Source organism: Desulfocastanea catecholica (assembly GCF_054657295.1).
Map to the genome: position 1 here is coordinate 72,708 of NZ_BAAHYZ010000003.1, position 22,576 is coordinate 95,283.

Here is a 22,576-nt window from a genome sequence, read left to right on the forward strand (position 1 = left end):
ATCTAATCCTCTTAAGCTAGTTTTGGGTCAATATTCCTATTCTTCATCCTTTTTAGGAGCCAGCTCCTTTTCAACCGGAATACCGGCGTCTACCATAAATTCACGGAATTCATCCTCATATCCGGCATAGGAATGAGGCAGAATGTGCGGATTCCAGGGATTGACGTGTCGCTTGGCCCGACTGTCGTTTTTCATGTTTCTGGTTGGGCTCATAAAGACACCGGCAAAGTGCATGAGTTTGCTGAACGGAAAATAAGCCAGCAGGGCACAGACCAGAAAGAGATGGATGTAAAAGATTGCACCGATTTCCGCGCCGATTGTCGGGGAGAAGGTGACGAGGCCGACTGCCAGTTGTTTAATATTGACAATGTCGATATCGGTGCGCAGGACATAACGCATCAGGATACCGGACAGGGCAATGCCAAAGATCAGCACCAGCGGAAAGTAATCATTCATCAGGGAGATGAAGCGAACATGGCGGGTAATAAGCCTTCTGGAAAACAGCAGGACAACCCCTGCCAGCAGTCCGATGTCGGTTATATACCAGGTGGGAGCACCGACCTGGAACAGGCCATCACCAATTTCGAGCCAACTGATCCATGCGGGAACCGGGTCGAGAAAAAGACGCATGTGCCGGACGACGATCACCAGAAATGAATAATGAAAAATCAGGGCGAAGATCCACAACCATTTGGATGATTCGTAGGTGATCTGAGGTCCATCATATATTTCCGATTTGGTGTTTCTAAACAGTGATCGAAAGGTCACAATTTCAAGAAACATTCTTGCAACAACCTCTGCGGTTGTATTCGGAGCTTCAAGCCGGTCATGTTTGATAAAATCCAAAGATTTTCCCTGTCCGCAGGTGGTCTGAATCGAAAATGGCACAGGGGACCTTGCCCATTGCACCACCCTGTAGACGCAGCCACCAAGGAAGATCATCAAGGCCAGATACGGTAGAGCGACACCAAACAGATAAGGCATCCCCGGTATCTGAGATCCGAGTCCGGCAATCAATACCAACGCTATGACTGCCAGGAATGAGAAGGCGTACTTCATTTCTTACCTCGCTTCAATTAAACTGTTTTGGAAACCATGCGGGTGCAGAAAACGGACTGTCATCCGCGCAGAGACCAGTGAAATACCATTAACCTAGAGTATAATTTTTTTTTCAGAGAGCAGATTCGATGGACATCTGCTGTCTGTTAATATATGACTTCCCGACTTTATCTCATTGATCCGGACCTGATACAGACGCTCGCGGTAGTGCATGTATATATCAAATGCGGCCAGCACCGCAAGATCCACTGCAAATTCAAAATCATACAGCTCATTTACCAGCTGTTTTCGCTCTTTATCGGCCGCAAAAATTTCCCGGGTAATGTGTTTGACACCATTCAATGGTGCGACGGCCTGCGATGGGGTGAATTCCTGCACGGAACGAATACTCATTATCTGTTCAAGTGGCGGGACAAACTCTTTGGCATCAGCTCCTTTGGAAAGCAGCAGAAAAAGTTTTTCCAAGGCCTGGCGAATATTAGCACCGACCGGATTGGCAAATGTGTCCCGCTCTCTAACAAAAAAACCTGATGAAACATAGGTCGACAAAGTATACTCAACCCATTTATTAACTATTTTTTCTCTGTGGTTTCTAAAACCTTCGGCAAGATCCATACGATTACAACCTTTTCTATTAACGACACTTCAGGCGTTGAATAGTCACCTGGTAAAGGAAAAGACGAATGAATGACCATTCACAAATGGACATTTCTAGCATCTTTTCCACCCTTTTTCAAGAACATTTTACGTGGGCACAGTTCGCTCAAATGACGATAGCGAAAGGGGGACCCGCCCATTTTCAGTTCTTGGAAAACCGAATAATATCGCCGACCATATTGACGGCCTCACGAATGTACGGATCTTCCTTGACATCTTTCAACCACCTCTCCTGCGGGTCTTCCTCCGGACTCTCCGGCTCGGCAAAGTCGGACTCTTCTCCCTGTTCCTCGCGATATTTCCGGTAGTGGGCCCCGACCTTTTCTCTCATGAGCCGTGACTCCTCACGCTTGAAGCGCATATCGTCGATCTGCACGGAAAGCATCGTATCTTCACTGCGTTCCGCCGCTTTGACGGCTTCTTCCCTGATTATTTTCAAACCTTCGTCGGAAGCCGCCCGCTCAAGGCTCCTTTGGCGTATTTTTACCAGATCGAACTTCCTGTCATTAGCCGTAAATTCAACAGGTTGAATGGCATCCCATGGTAGAGAATAATCAAGGTAGCGCTCTCCGGACTTAATATGTTCAAACAGGTTCGGCAGGACGATATCGGGTTCTACTCCTCGGTACTGGGTGGAACTCCCATTCACCCGGTAAAATTTCTGGATGGTGACCTTCAAGGCCCCGAGATCTTCATATTTATGAAGGTTCATCAGAGGGATATTCTCATTGATATCAATAATCGTCTGCACAGTTCCCTTGCCGTGGGTATGCGCCCCCCCGACTATCACCGCTCGCCGGTAATCCTGCAGTGCGGCTGCGACAATTTCCGAGGCGGAGGCGGAAAACTTATTGACCAGCACCACCAGAGGTCCATCGTACGAGACGTCGTTATTCGTATCACTGAGAATCCGCTTGTCGCCAAATCTGTTCAAAACCTGAACAACCGGTCCGGATTTAATAAAGAGTCCAGTGATATCTACCGCATCAACGAGAGCCCCTCCGCCATCATCGCGCAAATCGAGGATAATTCCATCGACGTTCTGTGCAATTGCTTTAAGGATTTCCTGTTGGGTATCATCTGTTGAATTTCTGCCCTTGGCGCCGTTTCTGGTTCCCTCAAAATCGCGGTAAAAGGAGGGAATGTAGATGTATCCGGTCTTACGACCGCCGGATGATTCAATCACCGAACTTTTCACGAAGGTTTCTTCAATCTGCACGACATCGCGTATAATCCTGATGACCTCCGTTACCCCATCAGGTTTTTTCACCGTCAGGCTGACCGCTTCACCTTTAGGACCGCGGATCAGACGGACAGCATCTCTGAGCCGCATATCGGTTATATCCACTGGTTCTTCACCTTCCTGGGCGACCTGCAGAATTATATCCTCCGCCTTGAGTCTGCCCTGCCTGGCCGAAGCACTGCCGGGAATAATTCTGATGACCTTGATAAAGCCGTCGTCTTCTCGAAGAAGCGCCCCGATCCCTTCAAGGCTGCCGCGCATATTTATATCGAATTGCTCTTTGCTCGCCGGAGGTATGTAGTTGGTGTGAGGGCCGAAGGACCGGGTGACACAGTTGAAAAAACGATCATAATGGTCCTGCAGAGTTTCCTGATTCAGTCGCTGGAAAAAATTTTTGTTCCGCTTACTGACCTTGACCAGGGCCTCTTGCCACATTTCCGTCTCTGTCAGCTGTTTTGCCGGCTGTTTCATCTCGGCAGCTTTATCCAATGCATTTTTCTGCTCTTCCTCGAGATCAAGATACTGCGAGATGACCTGGGCCTTCAGGACCATCCGCCAGCGATCCTTCAGTTCGTCATTATTGTTGGCGAAATCAGTTTTTTCCGGATCTGTTTCATAGGATTCCCTTTTATGCACATTAAAACTGCCGACATAGAGGTCTCCCTGCGCCAAGAGTACCGGTTTGCGAATTTTCAACTGCTGCCCGACCTCAATCCGCTTTGGGTCGTCAAGATTGTTATCGACGATCAAGTCACCGACTTCGAGGTCGTCAAAGCGATCGGCTATCTTATCGAGGGTATCTCCCGGCTGGACGGTATAGGCAGTAAAGCCGGCAATGGGCCCAGCCCCAACCCGGTCACTTGCCAGCATGGTCCCGACCATCTTCTGCACGAGGTCGATCTTTTCACTGAGAATAGCATAACCGGTGTCAGGCAAAGTTATCCGGCCATCGACAAGATTATCGTCAATGTAGGGGGCAAAGGCCTCAAGCTGTTCTACATCTTTTTTCAGGAGGAATCGTTTCTGATAGTCCAGCTGCTTTATATAGAGATTAAAGGCGGCACGCGCCAGGTCGTCGTTGAAAAGCTTGTCACTGAAATGCAGGGAAGGCAGCTGCTTGCTGAGGATATAGCCGATGAGCCGGTTTCTCTTCTGGTCAACCTCGTCCTTTTTGCTATTCGCTAAGGTTGTGGTTGCCAGATTCAAGCAAAAGAGTGTGAGCGCAAAGAACAAAAAAATCTTATTATTTTTCATAATTGTCATAAAATGGGGGTTCTAGAAAACGTATATACGCTACGATTATCCCTGTAAGAGATAACAGAACACAAAAACAAATACCACGACAAAGACATAGCCATGGAAAAATTACACCCGGCGATTGGCCAATTTTTCAAAAATGGCCATTGACGACAACTTTCCAGCTAAACATCCTGATGATGTTTTTTTATTGAAACAGCCGGGTTGCCGGCATTTTTTCAGAAGATGACAGCGGAGAATGGTGTCGGGGTGATGCGACAGTTTTACCGTCGCGGAGCAAGGATCAAGAGGAGAGTGGACAATGTTCCGCCAATGCGTGATGCCTGCGGCCTAACTCAATACCAAGCTCAAAGGCGAAGTTCTGCAGCTCCTGGTAACTGCAGTTGATAATGGAGGGGCGATTGCCGCGGTGCAGCCGATCAATTTCCGTTTCGAGAAAGAGCAGAAGTGCCTCGGCGGTAAGATTCCGGACGCCACCTGGTTGCAGGTGCTGACGCGAACAAAACATACAGAACCGCCGATAATTAATAATCGACCGAGCAATGCCTCGATAGATGGCCTTGCTGCTGTTGGCATGCTGCAAATCCCGCAGGACTATCTCTGTATACCGGTCTACAGCCGCTTTTTTGAGGCGTTCGATCTGCTCTTCCTTCAGGTCAAGGTGCGGGCCATCCTGAGCTCGCGTCAGCTGATAGATCGCCGAATTATAGGCGATTTCCGGAATTTCTCCGGAATATCTGACGATATACCATTCGTTTTCGATTGCCTCGTTCGGATTAATCATGACAGCTTTTCATTATCGTCTTTTTGCAGGCCAAACAATTCACGGATAGTGGTTACTTTCAGATCGCTGTTATCCCGTCCGGCACATGATTCACTCTTCAGGTACATCAGCGGATCGTGGAGAATTTTTGCGGTAATGGCCGTCACCATCCGACTGAGATGTTCCCGATCGGCATCGGTCAAATCGGGCATTCTGGCCAAGGTCCTGTCCAGCTCCAACTGACCGATTTCATCCATTTTTTCTTTAAGCGCCTGGATCGTGGGCGTCACCGCCAGGCCCAGAAACCATCGTTCGAATTTCAGCGTCTCCTCATCGACAATACGCGCCGCAATAACCGCCTCTTTGTCCCGTTGCGACTTATTTATCTCTACCACATTGCTTAAATCATCAATATCATAGAGATAGACATTGTCCAGTTCATTCAACCGGGGATCAAGGTCCCTGGGTACGGCAATATCAATAAAGAACAGCGGTCGGTTCATTCTGGCCCGCATAACCGACTTCACCTCGTCCTTGTGCAGGATGATTTCCGTTGCCCCAGTTGAACTGATAATAATATCGACATGTTGCAATTGTGCCACCAGCTCTTCCATGGCGACTGCCTTCCCTTTAAAGCATTGTGCCAGATCGACTGCCCGAGCCAGGGTCCGATTGGCCACGGTCACGGATCCGACGCCGTTGCCGACAAGGTGTTCCGCGGCAAGTTCGGCCATTTCCCCTGCCCCGACCAGGAGCACATTTTTACCTTCCAGATTGCCGAATATTTTTTTGGCGAGCTGTACGGCGGCATAGCTGATAGAGACGGCCGAAGAACCGATAGCCGTTTCGGTCCGTACTCTTTTGGCTACCGAAAAAGACTTGTGCAGGAGTTTATTCAGTAAGGGTCCGGTGCAGCCGAAATGGGCGGCATGCCGATAGGCTTCTTTCAACTGCCCAAGAATCTGTGCCTCGCCAACCACCATCGAATCAAGACTGGCGGCGACCATAAACAAATGATGCACAGCCTCCTTATCGTAGAGCATATAGAGATACTGCCGACAATCGTCCCGGGGCACCCTGTCCCCGAAAAGAAAATCGATCATCGCCTCTTCCACGTTGCTATCAGCCTCCGTGACCAACAGCAATTCAACCCGATTACAGGTGGAAAGAAGATAGTACTCTCGCAAGCCTTGAATATTTTTCATTGCCGAAAGCGGCTCTTCATAGCCCCCCGACAGGGCAATTTTCTCACGTATTTCGACGGGTGTCGTCTTATGATTTACCCCAAGAAGGAGAATTTTTTCACTTGGCATAACTATGAACGCCTCCAAGCAGATATGTTACTCCCCACAGGGTAAAAACAATGGCAGCAAAACCGACTATGGCCATAACAGCCGCTCTTTTGCCGCGCCAGCCCACCGTATACCGTTGATGGAGCTGGACCAGATAAACAAACCAGGTTATCAGCGACCAGGTCTCCTTCGGATCCCAGTGCCAATAGGTGCCCCAGGCTTGGCGAGCCCACACGGAACCTGTGACAATGCCGAGGGTTAAAAAGACAAAGCCGGCAGTGAGACAGTGATTATTCAGCTGATCTAGGGCATCAAGCGATGGAAAACGGGAAAAGAAATAGCCGAATTTTTTACTTTTCAGTTCTCTTTCCTGCAGCAGATACATCAGGCCGCCGCAAAAGGCCAGGGACAAAAAGCCGTAGGCAATAATTGAAACTCCGGCATGAATCGGCAGCCAGTTACTTTGCAGGGCCGGGAGAAGCGGCATAAACTGCCGTGAAGAAAAAGAAGCGATGAGCAAAAGACAACAGATGAAAACCGAGACAAAGGTACCGAAGTTTTTTACGGTATAACGCCACCGGAAAGAAAGATAGGCCCATGTTGTCGCCCAGGCGAAAAAGACCACCGCTTCGTGCTGCGAGGTTATGGGCGTATGGCCCGCCAGAATAAAGCGCGACGCTATATGCAGCGTCTGCAGTAGCCCCGAGACAAGGAGAATCATCCGGGCGATTTTGCGTATTTTTTTGTTTTGGCTAACGAAAAAAACCAGATATGCCGCTGCGGCAATGAAGGTTACGCCCAGAACCGATTGAAAAAGGAGATAGTTAATTTCTTCCATGGGTATCCTTGCATAATTGACATCATTCAGCTTTTTCCCCTGCTGAGTATCCTGCACCGGCCTGCTTCCCGTATATCAGGTCGAGACCCTCTTCAACTACCTGATGTGTCGTGTTTTTCAAGAATTTTTTTCATGAGTGTCACCGCATCGACGGACTCCGGTAACTCACGAAGCAACATCATCTGCAGATCAAACCAGTTTGCCTGCAGGACCAGTTCAACAATTCCTTCCTGCATCAATCGGCGAAAAAGTTCCGCATTGGCCAGGGAATCACCATCCGCATCAACAATTTTCTCCCGTATCAACGAGAAAAGGTCAGTAACAATTTCGTACTCGGCAACAACGACACTTTCCAGTTGCTGCCTGATGATTTTGGCAAGGGCGGGGCTGCTGCCGCTGGTGGAAACGGTAACGAGCATTTTCCCCCGCCGAAAATGGGCGGGAACATGAAAATGACTGTTTTGCGGGTCATCGGCACTGTTCAGTAAAACAGCATATTTTCCGGCTTCCCGGGCGATGAGGACCTGGGCTTCATGATTATTCGTTGCCGCAAAAACCAGGAAGGCTCCCTTCAAATCCCCCTCGACAAATTCTCTCATAAACCACTCGATTTCTTTATTCCGCGCCAAAACCTGCAACTCCGCGTGAACCTCCGGGCTGATCACCCGGATTATCGCTCCAGCGGCAAGGAGGCTTTTCGTCTTGCGCAAAGCGACCGCTCCCCCGCCGACGACGATGCAGAGCTTGTCGGTAATATTTACATTAATGGGATATAATAGCATGGGTTTTATGAGGATAAGCACAGCTCATCGGCTGTTTTCATTGTACTTGCGGCCGCAAATAATTACCAGACAGTTACTACGGTATAAACAGGGTAATCAGTTTTTTTTCGGTCGTAAACGATTGATGACGATTGTTATTTTTTCCCCGTCCCGCTTGATGACCTGCTCTTTGAGGCCAATGTCAAAATCACTCTGGGCAAGTTTGAGAAATTTCGGCAGACTCTGTCGTTTTGCATCATGGGCCAGATAAATCACTCCGTCCGGTTTCAGGCAGGTTTTGCAGATATTCAGTAAAGGCTCGAAAAATTCATCGCGAAACAGTATCTCTGCTCCGGCAAGGACGTCAAAAGGCTCCATCTTTGGCGGATTCAACCAGTCAAGGTGGGTAAAATGGATACCGGTCAGTCCGGACGCAGCGGCACTCACCTTCTGAAAATCCATTATGATCTGTTCATAATCACTGATTGTCACCTCAAATCCTGCCGAAGCGGCGGCAAGGCCGGGAGCACCCAGCCCGGCGCCAAGTTCCAGCAAGCTACGGCCTGCACCATTGGGTTGCGAGCCAAGGACATAGGCGAGGATCATCGCCGCATCCCAGAGTCGAATCCAAAAGGGAAACTCCGAGACATCGGCAAAGGGGTCCTTGCCGTCGAGAAACTCCTCCAGATCAGCAATTTTCAACAATCTGATCTGCTTTTCGCCAATACGCAACCGATCAAAGGTCAGCTGGTACTTTTTTCGAATACGGTTATAAATCTGCCGCTCGGCTTCAGGAAGAGTGCGTATATCCATGGGTGGAACCTTGTAGAGTTTCAGTGGGTGACAAACAAAAAAAACGGGTCGGCTGATAGAAAATCAGCCGACCCGGCACAATACTTAAAGAGGAATGCTCTGTCAATCAGCAACCCTCTATAGCAGCCTTCTTGGCAGTGGATACCTTGATCTTATCACCGGCCTTGAGTTTGTCGGCTTTCTCACAGGTCATGGTCACTTTATCACCATCTACTGCGTCGACCGTACAATTAACTTTTGCAGCAAAACCCAAACCAGCAGTACTCAGTGCAAAAACTAAGGCCATGGCGCACACGACAATCTTCTTATTCATTGTTTTTCTCCTTTGTTTTCTGGTTTTAATTCGGAGCGAAGCTCCACTCTTTTCATAACAACAACTGCAATTCAGAAATACATACTATTTCATTTTTATGTTAAATGCAACCGTCTTCAATCATTCCAGCAGGCTGCGAATGTCTCTTTCAAGAATCTCGTGTTGTACATACCCGGTATATTTCTTTACCACGTTGCCGGATTTATTCACCAAAAAAGCCACGGGTATACCATATACGCCACCGAAATCCTGCGTGGTCCGTGCTTCCGCCAGCAGGACGGGGTAGTTTATTTTTTCGCTTTTAACGAATTTTGCCACCGAATCAGGTCCCGTCTGATCGACGGACAAACCCACCACCGAGAACCCGGCATCGGCCAGCTCCTTCTGCAATTTCACAAGCACAGGTACTTCTTCCGCACATGGCGGACACCAGGTTGCAAAAAAGGTCAGCAGCAGTACTTTACCGCTAAAGGATTCTGATTCGATGATTCTGCCGTCACGCACACTCTCCAGTGAGAACGATGGCATTTGCGTTGCCGCCTGAGCAACAACAGTCGACAAGAGAGTGAAGATCAGAGCGATACACCATACAGGCATATAACTCATTTTTTGTTTTTCCATGAATCCGCTCCGAAGGAGAATTGAAATTTATTTCTTCTATGATATACTCATGCCACAAAATATTCCATCATATCTCAAAGTCAACCAACTGGAAAGAAAGATAGCAACTCGGCAACAGATTAGGTACAGTCGCAAAGATCCTTCATCAGGCATACCGGGCAATGACAACTAAGGCTGTTGCATTGTTTTTTACCTCTACCTTATGTTTTTCAATTGCAGGTTTTTATGAAAAAAATATTTACTTGGCGGCAGAATCGACCACGTTTTGTCGGCTCCATGCTTATTTTGCTTTTGGGACTGTGTTTACCTCTCTGCCTTTCCGCCGAAGTTGTCGATAAAGTTATAGCGGTGGTTAATGATGAGGTCATTACCCTCTCCGAGCTCGAGGAAGAGACGGTCGGGTTGTTTCGATCCATCACGGAAAATAACCCCGGGGTACCGGCAGTTGACGCCCTGGAACAGGCTCGGCAACTCTCCCTGAACGGCATGATTGAACGACGCCTCATCCAGCAAAAGGCCAAAAAATATAACGTCACCGTCACCGACGAAGATGTCGAGGCGGCCTATGAGAATGTACGCAATGGCATGTCTCTTACACCGGCCGAGTTCAGACAAAAACTTGAGAAATCGGGACTGACAGAGGAATCCTACAGAAACAAGCTGCGATCTCAACTTTTGCAAAGCCGGCTACTCAGCTACGATGTCCGGTCAAAAATAGTTGTTACCGAGGAAATGATTCTCGACTATTACGATGAAAATTACACGTCGAGAGTCGATAAAGGAAGCTACTACCTGTTGCAGATCGGCTGCAGCTGGAACAAGATCGACGATCCGGAAAAATTGGCTGCAGAAAAACAGGAAACCAGAAAAAGAACGGAACGGATTCACGATCTCGCCAAAAAAGGACAGGATTTCAGAACGTTGGCTGAAAAATTTTCCGAATTACCCTCAGCGGTTGATGGCGGCGATATTGGTGTTTTTACCCTCGACGAGATGGCTCCGGCCATGCGTGATGCCGTGCAATCCCTCAAGCCCGGCGAAGTCAGTGAAATCATCGAGACCCCTGCCGCCTATCAATTTTTTCTCTTGCTGTCAGGCGAAGAAAAAGCCATTGTTGTCACGGCCGCATTTGAGGCGGTAAAAGAAGAAATCAGACAAAAAATCTTTGAGGAAAAATTAAAAATTGCCTACGCTGAATGGGTTAAAAAACTCAAAGAAGAAGCCTATATTCAAATACTTTAAACACTTCGGTCTTTATTTATCAGGAAAAATTATGTCGTTTCAGTCCAACACAACGGAACACACCACTCTCGGAGAGTATCTCCGGGAGACGAGAATCACCCAGGGAAAAGAGTTGGCCGCAGTAGCGGGGGAAACCAAAATATCATCGAGAAGTCTCCAGGCTATTGAAGAAAATAATTTCGCCGCCCTCCCGGCAGATGTGTTTGCCCGCGGTTTTTATGTTCTTTATGCCAAAAGTCTTCTGCTTGATCCCGAAAAAGTCTTACAAATGTATATCCGGGAGAGACCGCGTCCGAAAAAATCCATACCCGAGTCCATGCTTCGAAGGGGTAAGCTTGCCCAGGAAGTGGGAAACATGTCTGAACGGCCTTCTTCTATGCCCTTTTCCTTTTTCGGGTTGTTGGTGCTTTTAATGCTCTTGCTTGGTGGGGTTCTGTCCTGGTACATTTCCTGGAATCCAGCTACCTATCTCAGCCACAAGTTACGGAGCCTGGAGGAACCGCAACAAATTGAACAGGGATGGCAGAGCAGTCCGGCATCAGATGTTTTCGCATCCGGCACCCCCCCGGTCCGAGTACAAAAACCGCAAAAAAAACAACACGATATATTCGGCCTCTCCTATCCATTCACAGCTACGAATGCTGAAGCACAGCAAATACCCAAGGCTGCAGTGCCACTCTCTTTGCAGACCCTTCCATATACCATCCCTGAAAATAGTCCTGAACAGCCGCAGCAATAATCCATGGCAGCACAGGCCAGGGAAACCGATGCTCTCGTTTTAAACTGTACGGAACACGGCGAGTCCGATGTAATTGTCACGCTGTTCTGCCAGGATGTCGGCCGGCTTACCGCCATAGCAAAAGGCGCCAAAAAAAGTAAACGGCGTTTTGTCAATAAACTTGAACTTTTCAGTTTTCTGCACATTACCTACGAACAGAAAGCCAACAGATCTCTGGCTTTCTTCGCCGACGCCGAGCTGCACACAAGTTTTTTGCGTCTTCGTCAGAACCTTGAACTGTATAGCGTCGCTTCCGTCATCAGAGAGTTCCTCCTCATCGGCGTGCGGGAGAATGAACCGGATATCCATATCTTCCGGCTCAGTTTATGGGCCTTGCACAGTCTCGATCAGCAGCAGCCGCCAATGACCGTGCTCGCTCTGTTTCTCATTCGTTTCTATGCTTACATCGGCTACAGACCGGACCTGCAAACCTGTGGCCAATGCAGTTCACCGGTTACCAGTGAACATCGCTACAGTTTTGATACCACCATCGGCCGGATCGTCTGTTCGGGCTGCAATCCGCATTTCAAAAAGGGTCTGCCACTCTCCCACGGAACGATCAAAATGCTCCGTTCGGCGCAGGACCAGCCCCTGGCGCGCTTGCACCGCCTGAAAATATCCGGCAGCATCCTTTACGAAGCCATCTCACTCCTGCAGGGTTATGGCAATCAATTGTTTCAGCGCGATGTCATATCATGGAAAATGGCACGGAAATTTCTCAGGCGATAACAGGTTCATGGCGGGATTTTTGCTGAATGTTGTGCCGCTCCGAATACTGTCTGCAATTCTGCCTGCATCTCCCCAGGAGGGTCACAGAGAAGTCCATTATGGCAGGGCAAGATAGCGTATTTCCCCGCTGTACTCTGTTTTCACATGACCGTCTTCCAGACGCAGGATAAGGCCGCCATCAACATCGATGCCCAGCACGTCGGCCCGGTACTGCGGCGCGGTCATCACGTCAAAGCCATAGACAACTCTTTTGCCGACGGTGTCCGAACGGGCAAGCCATCTTTCCAACAGCAGATGCTGTCCTCCCTTGCCGGAATAGCTTTCGCCCCGGAGCTCTTTTGCCTCCTCATGATAGAGCAGGCCGAAATTCCAGGCCAGCCTGGAGAGAAACAAAGCGGTGAAGGTGCGGAGATCGATTTTCCTGGCGAGAATTTGTCCCAGGGAAATTGACGAAGCGGTGAGGTCGGCCGGGAATACACAGTTATTCGCATTGATGCCGAAACCGACAAGGGTAAACTCCTCGTGATGGACGGGTTCGGTAAAACTTTCCACTAAAAAACCGGCAAGTTTTCTCCCTTCGAACAGAACATCGTTCACCCAGCGCAAAATGGCCTTTTCCAGGCCGAGCTCGCGCACAGCCTCACAACAGGACAGGCCAGTGGCCAGGGAAATGAATCGACGGGATTGCGGCAGGAGGGTGTTCGCATGGATCATGCATCCCCAGATACCGCCCGAAGGAGCGTGCCACGCCCGGGCAAAACGCCCCTTGGAGCGGCTCATCGTGTCTGCCAGTATCACCGTCCCACTGGCAACCGAACTACCGGCCTGGACCGTTTTGTTGATCAGGCTGCGGGCATGATCCATTGCCCGCGGCAAGGAGGTGTGGCTCTCGATGACCGAGCCGACAAAGGCCCCATAGCGCATGGCTGCTTCGGTATCAACCGGACTGTCGATCAGGGATTTCTCTCTCGATTTCGCGCGTTGCAGGAGGTTGAAAATCTCCTCCGGGGTGGGTCTATTTTCTGCCATGTTGTCGATGCATATCAAGGAAAGAAATGGCGATTTCTTGAATCATCAATGGTCGGTGTCCCAATCTGCCTTTACCCGGGTAATTATTTTCTGAATAAGCGTAAGTTTTTCCGGGGCACAGATGCCAAGCAGAGGTTCACCCTGGGCAACGGAAATTCCCTGTTTGAAGTAAATGGAATGGATAACCCCACGCTGCCCCTGGTAGTAAACCGGGGTATCCCGCTTCATCAGGGACATGGTCAGGATCTCGTCCCCCGGCTCAATGGTCACCGCCCGGGCACCCTTTTTTTCAATACGGGACTGGATATCCATGGCAAAAAAATATTTCGCCGTTTCCGGGGCGGGAAAGAGTGACAGCACCTCTTTCAGGATATTTTCTATAATCTCTTTCTTTTTAAGAGGATGTTTGATGGTCATCAGTTTTTCGCCGGCCTCGACAAATTGACCATCAAACTCGGTATTGATTTTTGCCACCGTGCCATTGGTCTGGGCGGCGATTATTTTTGGATTTCGTTCCCGATTTATTTCATACAGTCGGGTGCCCGGCACCTGCAGCCATTCCCCGCTGGCCGCGTTCACCTCCTCTCCTTCGACGACCTTGAACGATACCCGACCGGTATGCACCGCAAAAACATCGACATAATCGAAAGGGTCTGATTTATACTTACTGAGCAATTCGTCAAAATCTATTTCGTTAGACATACCAACAACCTGTTTTTCCTTTATCTGGACAGAGCAGAAATGGGTTTCCCGCTCGAGAATACCACCAATTTATTATGCAAGACCTGCGCAATACGTTTATACTGGCTGAAAAGCAACAAGGCAAGACCAATATTTGCCACCCTGGCGACAGCAAACAGTGCAACATTGTATAATAGAAAAGGGAATTAAAAAAATAAATGAAAAAGAAATTCCATTTTCTGGTCACACTTCCGATCTTGTTGGTGCTGGGAAGTACACTTTTTTTTCTCTTTCTCCCCTTCCTTGCTGATCAGTATCTTTTCCCCCGACTCATCGAGGGTCTCCCCTTCACCGACAAGGAACTCAGCCTCTCCCGCATCTCGCCCTGGAAGATCAGGGGAACATTGTCCCTGGCCGATACGGATCGGACCACCCTGGCCGTGCCCAGGTTCGAGCTTACCTATACTCCCGCCTCCCTGCTGCAAAGAAAAATATCCAGCCTGCTCCTTGATTCCGCCTCGCTGCAGGTGGAAATGCAGGGGAGCCGCCCGGTCATCCGTGGCCTGACCACCGGTGATTCTTCCGCCATGGGGCAAAACAGCCACTCCCCCTTCCTTTTACCACTGGCGGTGGAGACAATTATTGTAAAAAACTGTGCCGTTACCTTGCACAGGAATCAGCAGAAACCCATCACTGTTCTTGTCGACGGTCGTTTTTCCCTGGGTTTTCTCGAACAGCCGGCGGACAGTAAACTGCTAACTTCCCTTTCAGGACCAGTGCAGATACGAGGCGACCTGCTCCTGAGCGGTGAGCTCGCGCTGCAATCCGTTGATCCGGGATATGAGGCCGTCGTACAGTTACACATGCCGGATATCGACCAGCTCAGCTTTCTTTCTCCCGATTTACAAGACATACAGTTTACCGGAGGACTTTCTCTTAAAAGCCGGGTGCGTTTCAACCAGGTACTCGACAGCATTATCGACTATAGGGCAACTGTGCAATTCCCCGGCTTGGCATTCGAAAAGGACGCTTTTATTTTTAAAGAGAGTCGCCCGGACCACCCCATCGGCCTAGACATTACCGGAGACAAAGATACAGCCAATTTTATTTTGAACAATGTTGTCCTGACTGAACCGGAAAAGATGGCTGTGAACCTGCAGGGCGAGATGACCATTCCCGGAGGAAAATTCAACGGCAGCGGCGATATTTTTTTCGACAGAACCCAGTCCCGCCTCAACATAAACTTTACCGGAAGCCATCAGCAGGCCGCAACGAGGGTCAAATATGCACTGGCAAGCGAAGCCGTCAAGATCGGGAACACCTTTTCCATCAGCCCCTTCAAGGCTGATGGAGATATTGTTCTCGTGGGTGCCGCTGTCACCGCCGACCTGAAATGCCTGGTCCCGCAAATCACGCTGAAAACGAGTCAAACAAGCCTGGTCAACCTCTCGCTGCACCTGCCTTTTCAATACCCCTTGCCGGAAAAGGGTGCAGCCAAGACGGCCGGAACAGTGAACATTGAGGAAATACGCTATCAGAACGTCAACAGCGGCAGGCTCAAGGCGACCCTGCTGCCATCTCAGGCGGGAATTGCCTTCACCACGCTGCTCACCACCCCCTTTATTCCCGATTTACAAATCATTTGCGATGGTTCGGCACAGACAGCGGAGGATATTTCTGCGCAGTGCCGTTTTCCGGCAACTGCTGTCAACTCAGCGACCTTTCCCCGCTTTCTCAAGCTGCCGGACAAACTCGCTTTGACCGGCAAGCTTGCCGCCGACGGTGAATTTCACCTACGAAACAGCATACCCGGCGGAGAACTCACCGTTGACTACCGTGACGGCACCTTACGTCATGGCGAAAACTTGCTGTCGGATATCAATTTCGCCGTAGCCTTTCCCCATCTGCCTCTGCTGCAGAGCAAACCAGGCCAGCTGGCTACCATCGGTTCTCTTAGTTTCGGCAAAATAAAATTGTCCGACGCACGGATTCGTTTTCGTATAGAGGACGAGCAAGCGATTTTTCTGGAAAAAATGCAGGCCGGCTGGTGTGGCGGCAACGTCGAAACAGGCAGCTTCACTCTCGCCGGCACGATGCAGGAACTGGACACCACGCTCTACTGTGACCGCTTGGGTTTTACCGAACTGCTTGCTCAGTTCGGCATTGACAAGGCAGAAGGAGAGGGTTCCCTGAATGGCAGGCTGCCGATGATCATCAACAAACAGGGGGTGACCTTTGATGACGGATTTCTATTTTCCACACCAGGCAATGGTGGTATAGTCCGTTTCAATGATACAAGACAGCTGCGTCAGGGAATGCCGGACATCGGTAAAAGTGCCTCTCTGGATTATTCAATGCAGGCCCTGGAAAATTTCTCGTATAACTGGACCAAACTCTCTTTTAACAGCCAAAAAAACGATCTGGTGATTGCCATGCAGCTGGAGGGTAAACCGGCAACCCCCTTACCTTTCGGCTACAAGAGTGGGCAGATTGTCCCAAGCGACCGGGGTCCCGGCCTGCAGCATCCGATCCGACTGGATGTGAATTTTCGATTCCCCATGCAGGATCTGTTTCACTATGGAAAAAACATCCAATCCTTTATGGAGAATATGTAATATGACAGCATGTAAAAAATATGTCTTGTTTATCCTTTTGTCCGCTGGCCTGGTGTCCTCTTCAGCCTGTACGCAGCATGAGGTTGAGATAAAACCTGTGGAGATCAAGCCGATCCACATCACCATTGATATCAATGTCAAGGTGGACAGAGCTCTTGATGATTTCTTCGGCGATCTGGATAAAAAGCAAACGGAATAACTATCGATTCAAACCCATGAGGTGCCCCATGCGTAAAAACATCTTGTTTATTTCTTCTCTGTTTATTTTTATCGCCTGTTCCCTATTTATGGTAACACTTGCTCACACCGCTTCCATCAAAGATCAAATGGCGGCGAGAATTCCCGCCATCAACGCCTTGAAAGATCAGGGGGTTATCGGCGAAAACAACAAAGGATTTCTGGAATTTCGCCGCGCCGGCAGCCCGCAGCAGGCTCTCATACAGGCCGAAAACAGCGACCGTGCCGCCGTCTACGCCGCCATCGGCAAAAACCAGGGGGCATCCCCGGTGCTGGTCGGTGAACGGCGGGCGAAGATGATTGCTGAAAAAGGTCAGGCGGGTCACTGGTTCCAAAAACCGGACGGCTCCTGGTACCAAAAATAGCTCCCGTTTTGCACTATGACCGGCTCAACCAAAGATACGATTTTTAAAATCGATACCATAGAGGAAGACTTTGTTTTCAACGATCGGGTAGTGGAGGTCTTCGACGACATGATCGATCGTTCGATCCCCTTCTATCGTCAAGTCATTGAGGCAGAGGCCCAGCTGCTGAACGGCTTTCTGGCGCAGGGAGACAGGGTGTACGACCTTGGCTGTGCCACCGGCACGACCCTGCTCGAATTTTCCCGCCTGCTGGAACACAAAGGGCTGCAGTTCGTCGGCATTGACAACTCTGCACCAATGCTTGACAAGGCGCGGCTGAAGTCGGAACTGTATACCAAACAGCAGAGCCTTTCCTTTTTGCTTGAAGATATCACCGAATTCGACCATCCGGGAGCAGGTGCCATTATTGTCAATTATACCCTGCAGTTTATCCGGCCACTGCAGCGTGAACGTTTTCTGCAGCGACTCTTCCACAGCCTGCAGCCTGGCGGGATCGTCCTCATCAGCGAGAAAGTAATCTGCCATGACCCACGACTCAATCGGGAATATATCGACACCTATTACCAGTTCAAAAAATCCCGCGGCTATTCGGAGCTTGAGATTGCCAAAAAACGCGAAGCGTTAGAAAATGTCCTCATTCCTTATTCTATTGAAGAGAACAAAGCCATGCTGCAAAAATGCGGTTTCGCCTCCACCGAGACCTTTTTTCAATGGTTCAATTTCATCTCTCTTATCGCCATCAAGCCCGAGGAATAGCTACCGAAAAACTTCTATTTTCCTGCAATGAACTACCTCTCTCTTCTGCCGGATTCGGCACATACGGATGTTATCGCCCGGGAACATACCAGGCGTCGCGCTTGGGTCGAGCAAGAAAAAAAAGGCTTTTTGCGGTACAGAAAGCCGTTTCAACAGCTCACTCACTACCGGGCAGCGCACGTCGACTGCAGCGGAGATACCATTATTATTGGCCAGTCGGACGAAATCACCGACCATGAACGACAGCACGTAACGGAAAACCTCCAAGCCTTTATGCCCTGGCGTAAAGGGCCTTTTTCTGTCTTTGGCGTCCATATTGATGCCGAATGGCGCAGTGAAAGAAAGTGGCAGCGACTCCTGCCGGAGCTCCCCGACCTTACCGGCAAGGTAATAGCCGATATCGGCTGCAACAACGGCTACTACATGTTCCGCATGGCCGCGTCCGCCCCCCGGCTGGTCCTTGGTTTCGAGCCGTCCGTGCAGCATTATTACTGTTTCAAGGCGCTCAACGCCATGGCTGGAAGAGCCGAACTTGATATTGACCTGCTTGGTATAGAACATCTCAACCTTTTTGAGAGTTGCTTTGATGTGGTGTTTTTGATGGGTATTATCTACCATCGTCCGTCGCCCATCGATACCCTGCGTGACATTCTCCGCGCCCTGCAGCCCGGCGGTACCCTTCTTGTCGAATCCCAGGCTATTCCCGGCGAATCACCGATTGCCCTCTTCCCCGATGAAACCTACGCCAAGGTTCCGGGAACCTACTTCGTGCCCACCGGCAGCTGCCTGTGCAACTGGATGAAAAAAGCCGGATTTGACGACATCAATCTCTTCTGTAGCCATCCGATGTCAGAGGTGGAACAGCGCCGGACCGACTGGATGACCTTTGAATCGTTCAAGGATTATATCGATCCAGACAATCCGCAGTTGACCGTCGAAGGATACCCGGCCCCCTGCCGTGTTTTTGTCAAGGGTCGAAAAAAAGAATAATCGGCTCGCCTTAAAACAACAGGAAATGTTGCCTTTCACTGTAACTATGAGTACACTGCAGCAGAACTGAATTTTACTCGTTTCCTGACTTAAGGAGTTATTAAATGGATCTTTCAAAGTACACGTTATACAGCAGCGGTCTCAAAGGCGCCGAAGCCACTTTCGGGGAGACAGCGGAAAAATTCGGCATTAAAGAGGTCGTCTACTCCTTTGACGGCCACAAACTTTCCCGGGATAATAATGTTGTCATTCTACAGAAAGAGCAGCTGGAACGCGGTGACATCAGCATGGAACTTGCCTCGCGGATGCTCAACCGCACCTACTATGAAACCGATAAGATTCGAAAAGTACTGCAGACCATTTTCCACATGGTGAATAGTGGCCATCAGGTTTTTGTCGTCGGCGCAATCCAGGAAGACGGCTCCGTCAAAGGCGGCACCGGTTGGGCCGTGGAACTGGCCAAAATGTTCAATCGCCCTCTTCATGTCTTCGACCAGCCGCAGAAAAAGTGGTTCACCTGGAAAGCGGGGTGGAAGGAAGACACGCCCCGCATTGAATATGACACCTTTGTCGGCAGCGGTACCCGCTATCTGAGCGATGCCGGACATGAAGCCATCGAAAAACTGTTCAGCGATTCCTTCACCGTGTAGTTTTCATTGAGTTCTTACGGGGCCGGTCATCACTTCGCCCCGTAAGGTATATCCTCCTTTTTTCTTCATTGCAACGTTCCATCTCCTGTTACCTCGGTACATTTTTTCCAACAGTCGCTCTTTTATCACAAGGAAAATTTCTTGCTTTTTCGTCTCGACAATATTAATACTCCATTGAATAATTAAATTGCTGCATCTCTACCCCATGTGACCTTAGCCAGATTGAATCTGCAGAATATCCGATTGACACAAAACGATTGTTTTCCTTCTGATACGCTGGAAATCAGGTTGCTGGCAATATGGATTTATTTGTTCCACACATTGGTGTCGTGCGATGGGCATTTAAGTATTACAGGCAATACTACCAAAAAGTGGGGATTTACCTGAAATCCCCGACAGGGTTCTTTTAATCAAGAGGTGAACGATGAAAAAAACATTTTTAAAGCTGGGTCTATGTGCCCTGCTGGCAACCAATGTGTTTATTTTAAGCGAGGCGGTACCGGGTTTTGACGGAGTCGTTTTTGCTGCAGATGCGGCTAAGGTCGTGACGCCAGCGGATACGCCAAGCGTCAAAGGTAAGATCACCAACATTTCCCAAAAAGCAAAAACCATCGCGCTGACTTTGAGTGATAACAGTTTCTTCCTGGTTAAATTCACCGATGAAACGAAAGTCAAAGGCGTCGAATCGAGTAAAGATCTCAACGTAGAAGCACCGATAATCGTCAGCTACTCGGTTGTCAACGGTGAAAACATAGCCACCTCTGTGGAATTGATCCATGCAACCCTGCCGGCCGGTACCAAGGAAATCAAGACCAAGGAACTTGCTGAACTTCTCAAAAGCAACAAGGATCTGCTCGTTATTGATTCTCGTCCGGCAGCCAGATACGATGAAAGCCATATCCCCGGCTCTATCTCCATTCCGTATGCCACAATCGTCAAAATGGGTGATGATGGTGCAACGCTTCTGGAAAAATATAAGGACCGACAGCTGGTCTTTTATTGTGGAGGTTCTACCTGAACCATGAGTCCAAATTCCGCCGGTCTGGCGGTTAAATGGGGTCATAAAAATCCTCTCGTCTACGTTGATGGCCTCCCTGTCTGGAAAAAATCCGGGAACCGCATAAGCCCAAGTATCGATTATGTGGCCAACGGCAATATTGTCCTGGTGGATCTGCGCAGCACCGCTGAAGTGCAGAAAGGGTATATCCCCAGAGCCTATTCTATCCCCTTTGCCGAGCTTGAAGACGCCGAAGACGCTTTTCCCAAGAGCCTGGGCGCGCCCATCTATCTTTATTCCGATAAAGATGCCGAGGTTGATGCAGCCCGCAAAATGATTGCCGAATGGGGCTACAAAAATGTCGTCGGTTTCCATGGGGCTCTGGACGCATGGAAAGACGCAGGAAAAACATTGCAAAAGGGGCCGGCCCTGACCGCAACGGATGAAATTCCGATCAACTGGCAGAAAAAACTTGGGGTGGGAGAAATCAGCATCACCGATTTCACCAAATCTCTTAAGTCGGATCTCATTCGGGTAATCGATGCACGGACACCGGCAGAATATGAGTCTGGTCACTTCCCCGGCGCCGTCTCCATCCCACTTGAGCAGATGAAGGCCCGGATGAGTGAAATTCCGAAAGACAAATTTATTGTCGTACACTGTGCGACCGGTGGTCGTGGTGAGATCGGCTACAGAATGCTCAAGGAAGAAGGCTACTCGGTCAAATTTCTCAATGCCGAATGTGAATGTTCGACGACTGGATCATTTGAAATCTGGTAGAGAGCTCTGGCGTATTACCTGTTTAACCAACGAAAGGCCCGAAGACAGTATATTGTCTCGGGCCTTTCGTTATTACCACCCTGTTTCACCCGAGATCGGCAGCTTTATCCCCGCCACCGGTGCAAAATCAATAGCGCAGGAATTTTGCCGACAGAAGCTTCCCAGGCAATATAATTTCTGGTATTGGTAGTGTTGAGACAATTATTTCCAACAACAACCATTGAAATACTCGGGTAGTAGACAAAAATGTCAAACAGCAACCAGAAGAACTCCCTGCTTTGCCCCGGCTGCCGAAAACTGATCAGCCGCTCTGAAGCGTCCTGTCCGTTTTGTGGCTTGCGGAAACCGGCATCCAGATGGAAAAACAATATTTTTCTTTCCGGCATTTCCGACGGCGATCAATTGGTGACACTACTTATCACCGTCAACGTCGTCCTGTTTATCGTGTCGATCCTTATCGATCCACGAAGCGGAAGTCTGCACTTCAGCCCCTTTCGCTTTCTCTCGCCAAGCAACCAGAGCCTGCTGGTGCTCGGTTCGACCGGCACCATCCCTGTCTTGCAACTCGATCGATGGTGGTCGCTGCTGGCGGCCAACTATCTGCACGGCGGGCTCCTGCATATTGTTTTCAATATGCTGGCCCTTCGTCAACTGGCACCTCTGGTGATCCAGGAGTATGGCATTAACAGGATGATTATTCTCTATACTCTTGGCGGCGTCGGCGGGTTTCTTCTCTCCACCCTGGCCGGGGTGCGCTTTACCATCGGGGCCTCGGCGGCCCTGTGCAGTCTCATCGGCGCCCTGCTCTATTACGGCAAGAGCCGGGGCGGCATTTACGGCCAGAATATCTTCAGACAGATCGGCGGCTGGGCTATCGGCATTGCAATCTTCGGCTTTATGATTCCGGGCATCAATAACTGGGGCCACGGCGGCGGCATGCTCGCCGGAGCCCTGCTTGGTTATCTGCTCGGCTATACGGATAAAAACCGAGAGAAGTTCAGCCACAAAGTCCTGGCGATGATCTGTCTGGCCGCAACAGCCCTGGTTCTTCTCTGGTCCTGCCTGAACGGTTTCCTGTTTCTTTTCTTAAGAAACTAGAAAACCGTCGTC

Annotated in this window: 24 protein-coding genes; 12 read left to right on the plus strand and 12 right to left on the minus strand. The window is 49.6% G+C overall.

Annotated elements, in window-relative coordinates; translation table 11 throughout:
- Positions 1-36 precede the first annotated feature (36 nt).
- From dsrM to ACYQ8U_RS03720, 10 genes are all read right to left on the minus strand, one after another.
- Positions 37-1,059, minus strand: coding sequence for a sulfate reduction electron transfer complex DsrMKJOP subunit DsrM (gene dsrM / locus ACYQ8U_RS03675; protein WP_459944159.1), 1,023 nt, complete (start codon positions 1,057-1,059; stop codon positions 37-39).
- Between the two features lie 93 nt (positions 1,060-1,152).
- On the minus strand, positions 1,153-1,674 hold the full coding sequence (locus ACYQ8U_RS03680; RefSeq protein WP_459944160.1) for an RsbRD N-terminal domain-containing protein: 522 nt from the start codon (positions 1,672-1,674) through the stop codon (positions 1,153-1,155).
- Positions 1,675-1,858: 184 nt separating this feature from the next.
- Complete coding sequence (locus ACYQ8U_RS03685; RefSeq protein ID WP_459944161.1) at positions 1,859-4,213, minus strand: carboxy terminal-processing peptidase; 2,355 nt, start codon at positions 4,211-4,213, stop codon at positions 1,859-1,861.
- Between the two features lie 286 nt (positions 4,214-4,499).
- Positions 4,500-5,000, minus strand: coding sequence for a hypothetical protein (locus tag ACYQ8U_RS03690; RefSeq protein WP_459944162.1), 501 nt, complete (start codon positions 4,998-5,000; stop codon positions 4,500-4,502).
- The gene (gene hemA / locus ACYQ8U_RS03695) at positions 4,997-6,292 is read right to left on the minus strand and encodes a glutamyl-tRNA reductase (RefSeq protein ID WP_459944163.1); all 1,296 of its coding nucleotides are present in this window, start codon (positions 6,290-6,292) and stop codon (positions 4,997-4,999) included. The genes ACYQ8U_RS03690 and hemA overlap by 4 nt, the downstream gene beginning before the upstream one ends.
- Positions 6,282-7,109 (minus strand): c-type cytochrome biogenesis protein CcsB, encoded by an 828-nt coding sequence (ccsB, locus tag ACYQ8U_RS03700; RefSeq protein WP_459944164.1) that lies wholly within the window; start codon positions 7,107-7,109, stop codon positions 6,282-6,284. Before ccsB ends, hemA begins: the two co-directional genes overlap by 11 nt.
- A gap of 92 nt (positions 7,110-7,201) precedes the next feature.
- Positions 7,202-7,891, minus strand: coding sequence for a precorrin-2 dehydrogenase/sirohydrochlorin ferrochelatase family protein (locus ACYQ8U_RS03705; RefSeq protein WP_459944165.1), 690 nt, complete (start codon positions 7,889-7,891; stop codon positions 7,202-7,204).
- Between the two features lie 96 nt (positions 7,892-7,987).
- A complete protein-coding gene (locus ACYQ8U_RS03710) occupies positions 7,988-8,683 on the minus strand; it encodes a class I SAM-dependent methyltransferase (RefSeq protein WP_459944166.1) in 696 nt (231 codons plus the stop codon).
- Positions 8,684-8,789: 106 nt separating this feature from the next.
- The gene (gene extJ, locus ACYQ8U_RS03715) at positions 8,790-8,996 is read right to left on the minus strand and encodes a selenite/tellurite reduction operon protein ExtJ (protein ID WP_459944167.1); all 207 of its coding nucleotides are present in this window, start codon (positions 8,994-8,996) and stop codon (positions 8,790-8,792) included.
- A 120-nt stretch (positions 8,997-9,116) separates the two neighbouring features.
- Entirely contained in the window at positions 9,117-9,617 is a 501-nt protein-coding gene (locus ACYQ8U_RS03720; protein ID WP_459944168.1) for a TlpA family protein disulfide reductase, read from the minus strand.
- 225 nt (positions 9,618-9,842) lie between these two features.
- Between ACYQ8U_RS03720 and ACYQ8U_RS03725 the strand changes: the two genes are divergently transcribed.
- The 3 genes from ACYQ8U_RS03725 to recO are packed head-to-tail and all read left to right on the plus strand — an operon-like array spanning position 9,843 to position 12,366.
- Entirely contained in the window at positions 9,843-10,859 is a 1,017-nt protein-coding gene (locus ACYQ8U_RS03725) for a peptidylprolyl isomerase (RefSeq protein WP_459944169.1), read from the plus strand.
- Between the two features lie 31 nt (positions 10,860-10,890).
- A complete protein-coding gene (locus ACYQ8U_RS03730) occupies positions 10,891-11,598 on the plus strand; it encodes a helix-turn-helix domain-containing protein (protein WP_459944170.1) in 708 nt (235 codons plus the stop codon).
- A 3-nt stretch (positions 11,599-11,601) separates the two neighbouring features.
- On the plus strand, positions 11,602-12,366 hold the full coding sequence (gene recO, locus ACYQ8U_RS03735; RefSeq protein WP_459944171.1) for a DNA repair protein RecO: 765 nt from the start codon (positions 11,602-11,604) through the stop codon (positions 12,364-12,366).
- Between the two features lie 96 nt (positions 12,367-12,462).
- Here the strand turns inward: recO and ACYQ8U_RS03740 are convergent, their stop codons facing one another.
- On the minus strand, positions 12,463-13,395 hold the full coding sequence (locus ACYQ8U_RS03740) for a biotin--[acetyl-CoA-carboxylase] ligase (RefSeq protein WP_459944172.1): 933 nt from the start codon (positions 13,393-13,395) through the stop codon (positions 12,463-12,465).
- A 45-nt stretch (positions 13,396-13,440) separates the two neighbouring features.
- Positions 13,441-14,097 carry a hypothetical protein gene (locus ACYQ8U_RS03745; protein WP_459944173.1) on the minus strand — a complete coding sequence of 219 codons (657 nt, stop codon included), beginning with the start codon at positions 14,095-14,097 and terminating at the stop codon, positions 13,441-13,443.
- 197 nt (positions 14,098-14,294) lie between these two features.
- Between ACYQ8U_RS03745 and ACYQ8U_RS03750 the strand changes: the two genes are divergently transcribed.
- The 9 genes from ACYQ8U_RS03750 (at position 14,295) to ACYQ8U_RS03790 (ending at position 22,564) form a co-directional block, all read left to right on the plus strand.
- Positions 14,295-16,691 carry an intermembrane phospholipid transport protein YdbH family protein gene (locus tag ACYQ8U_RS03750; protein ID WP_459944174.1) on the plus strand — a complete coding sequence of 799 codons (2,397 nt, stop codon included), beginning with the start codon at positions 14,295-14,297 and terminating at the stop codon, positions 16,689-16,691.
- Position 16,692: 1 nt separating this feature from the next.
- The gene (locus tag ACYQ8U_RS03755) at positions 16,693-16,890 is read left to right on the plus strand and encodes a YnbE family lipoprotein (protein WP_459944175.1); all 198 of its coding nucleotides are present in this window, start codon (positions 16,693-16,695) and stop codon (positions 16,888-16,890) included.
- A gap of 28 nt (positions 16,891-16,918) precedes the next feature.
- Entirely contained in the window at positions 16,919-17,293 is a 375-nt protein-coding gene (locus ACYQ8U_RS03760) for a YdbL family probable chaperone protein (RefSeq protein ID WP_459944176.1), read from the plus strand.
- 15 nt (positions 17,294-17,308) lie between these two features.
- Complete coding sequence (gene cmoA / locus ACYQ8U_RS03765; protein ID WP_459944177.1) at positions 17,309-18,049, plus strand: carboxy-S-adenosyl-L-methionine synthase CmoA; 741 nt, start codon at positions 17,309-17,311, stop codon at positions 18,047-18,049.
- Between the two features lie 27 nt (positions 18,050-18,076).
- Entirely contained in the window at positions 18,077-19,039 is a 963-nt protein-coding gene (gene cmoB, locus ACYQ8U_RS03770; protein ID WP_459944178.1) for a tRNA 5-methoxyuridine(34)/uridine 5-oxyacetic acid(34) synthase CmoB, read from the plus strand.
- A gap of 104 nt (positions 19,040-19,143) precedes the next feature.
- Positions 19,144-19,689: a hypothetical protein gene (locus ACYQ8U_RS03775; RefSeq protein WP_459944179.1), complete on the plus strand. Its 546-nt coding sequence runs from the start codon at positions 19,144-19,146 to the stop codon at positions 19,687-19,689.
- A gap of 424 nt (positions 19,690-20,113) precedes the next feature.
- Positions 20,114-20,707, plus strand: a complete 594-nt coding sequence (locus ACYQ8U_RS03780) for a rhodanese-like domain-containing protein (protein WP_459944180.1) — start codon at positions 20,114-20,116, stop codon at positions 20,705-20,707.
- Positions 20,708-20,710: 3 nt separating this feature from the next.
- The gene (locus ACYQ8U_RS03785) at positions 20,711-21,466 is read left to right on the plus strand and encodes a rhodanese-like domain-containing protein (protein ID WP_459944181.1); all 756 of its coding nucleotides are present in this window, start codon (positions 20,711-20,713) and stop codon (positions 21,464-21,466) included.
- Between the two features lie 246 nt (positions 21,467-21,712).
- Positions 21,713-22,564 (plus strand): rhomboid family intramembrane serine protease, encoded by an 852-nt coding sequence (locus ACYQ8U_RS03790; protein ID WP_459944182.1) that lies wholly within the window; start codon positions 21,713-21,715, stop codon positions 22,562-22,564.
- Positions 22,565-22,576: the final 12 nt, after the last annotated feature.

Excerpts from the sequence above, each read along its gene's own strand:
- ACYQ8U_RS03720 (WP_459944168.1), bottom strand. The coding sequence starts at position 9,617 with ATGGAAAAACAAAAAATGAGTTATATGCCTGTATGGTGTATCGCTCTG.
- hemA (WP_459944163.1), bottom strand. The coding sequence starts at position 6,292 with ATGCCAAGTGAAAAAATTCTCCTTCTTGGGGTAAATCATAAGACGACA.
- ccsB (WP_459944164.1), bottom strand. The coding sequence starts at position 7,109 with ATGGAAGAAATTAACTATCTCCTTTTTCAATCGGTTCTGGGCGTAACC.
- cmoA (WP_459944177.1), top strand. The coding sequence starts at position 17,309 with ATGACCGGCTCAACCAAAGATACGATTTTTAAAATCGATACCATAGAG.
- ACYQ8U_RS03710 (WP_459944166.1), bottom strand. The coding sequence starts at position 8,683 with ATGGATATACGCACTCTTCCTGAAGCCGAGCGGCAGATTTATAACCGT.
- ACYQ8U_RS03680 (WP_459944160.1), bottom strand. The coding sequence starts at position 1,674 with ATGGATCTTGCCGAAGGTTTTAGAAACCACAGAGAAAAAATAGTTAAT.
- ACYQ8U_RS03755 (WP_459944175.1), top strand. The coding sequence starts at position 16,693 with ATGACAGCATGTAAAAAATATGTCTTGTTTATCCTTTTGTCCGCTGGC.
- ACYQ8U_RS03730 (WP_459944170.1), top strand. The coding sequence starts at position 10,891 with ATGTCGTTTCAGTCCAACACAACGGAACACACCACTCTCGGAGAGTAT.
- ACYQ8U_RS03780 (WP_459944180.1), top strand. The coding sequence starts at position 20,114 with ATGAAAAAAACATTTTTAAAGCTGGGTCTATGTGCCCTGCTGGCAACC.
- extJ (WP_459944167.1), bottom strand. The coding sequence starts at position 8,996 with ATGAATAAGAAGATTGTCGTGTGCGCCATGGCCTTAGTTTTTGCACTG.
- ACYQ8U_RS03790 (WP_459944182.1), top strand. The coding sequence starts at position 21,713 with ATGTCAAACAGCAACCAGAAGAACTCCCTGCTTTGCCCCGGCTGCCGA.
- ACYQ8U_RS03760 (WP_459944176.1), top strand. The coding sequence starts at position 16,919 with ATGCGTAAAAACATCTTGTTTATTTCTTCTCTGTTTATTTTTATCGCC.
- ACYQ8U_RS03745 (WP_459944173.1), bottom strand. The coding sequence starts at position 14,097 with ATGTCTAACGAAATAGATTTTGACGAATTGCTCAGTAAGTATAAATCA.
- recO (WP_459944171.1), top strand. The coding sequence starts at position 11,602 with ATGGCAGCACAGGCCAGGGAAACCGATGCTCTCGTTTTAAACTGTACG.
- cmoB (WP_459944178.1), top strand. The coding sequence starts at position 18,077 with ATGAACTACCTCTCTCTTCTGCCGGATTCGGCACATACGGATGTTATC.
- ACYQ8U_RS03725 (WP_459944169.1), top strand. The coding sequence starts at position 9,843 with ATGAAAAAAATATTTACTTGGCGGCAGAATCGACCACGTTTTGTCGGC.
- ACYQ8U_RS03685 (WP_459944161.1), bottom strand. The coding sequence starts at position 4,213 with ATGAAAAATAATAAGATTTTTTTGTTCTTTGCGCTCACACTCTTTTGC.
- ACYQ8U_RS03775 (WP_459944179.1), top strand. The coding sequence starts at position 19,144 with ATGGATCTTTCAAAGTACACGTTATACAGCAGCGGTCTCAAAGGCGCC.
- ACYQ8U_RS03785 (WP_459944181.1), top strand. The coding sequence starts at position 20,711 with ATGAGTCCAAATTCCGCCGGTCTGGCGGTTAAATGGGGTCATAAAAAT.
- ACYQ8U_RS03740 (WP_459944172.1), bottom strand. The coding sequence starts at position 13,395 with ATGGCAGAAAATAGACCCACCCCGGAGGAGATTTTCAACCTCCTGCAA.
- ACYQ8U_RS03690 (WP_459944162.1), bottom strand. The coding sequence starts at position 5,000 with ATGATTAATCCGAACGAGGCAATCGAAAACGAATGGTATATCGTCAGA.
- ACYQ8U_RS03705 (WP_459944165.1), bottom strand. The coding sequence starts at position 7,891 with ATGCTATTATATCCCATTAATGTAAATATTACCGACAAGCTCTGCATC.
- ACYQ8U_RS03750 (WP_459944174.1), top strand. The coding sequence starts at position 14,295 with ATGAAAAAGAAATTCCATTTTCTGGTCACACTTCCGATCTTGTTGGTG.
- dsrM (WP_459944159.1), bottom strand. The coding sequence starts at position 1,059 with ATGAAGTACGCCTTCTCATTCCTGGCAGTCATAGCGTTGGTATTGATT.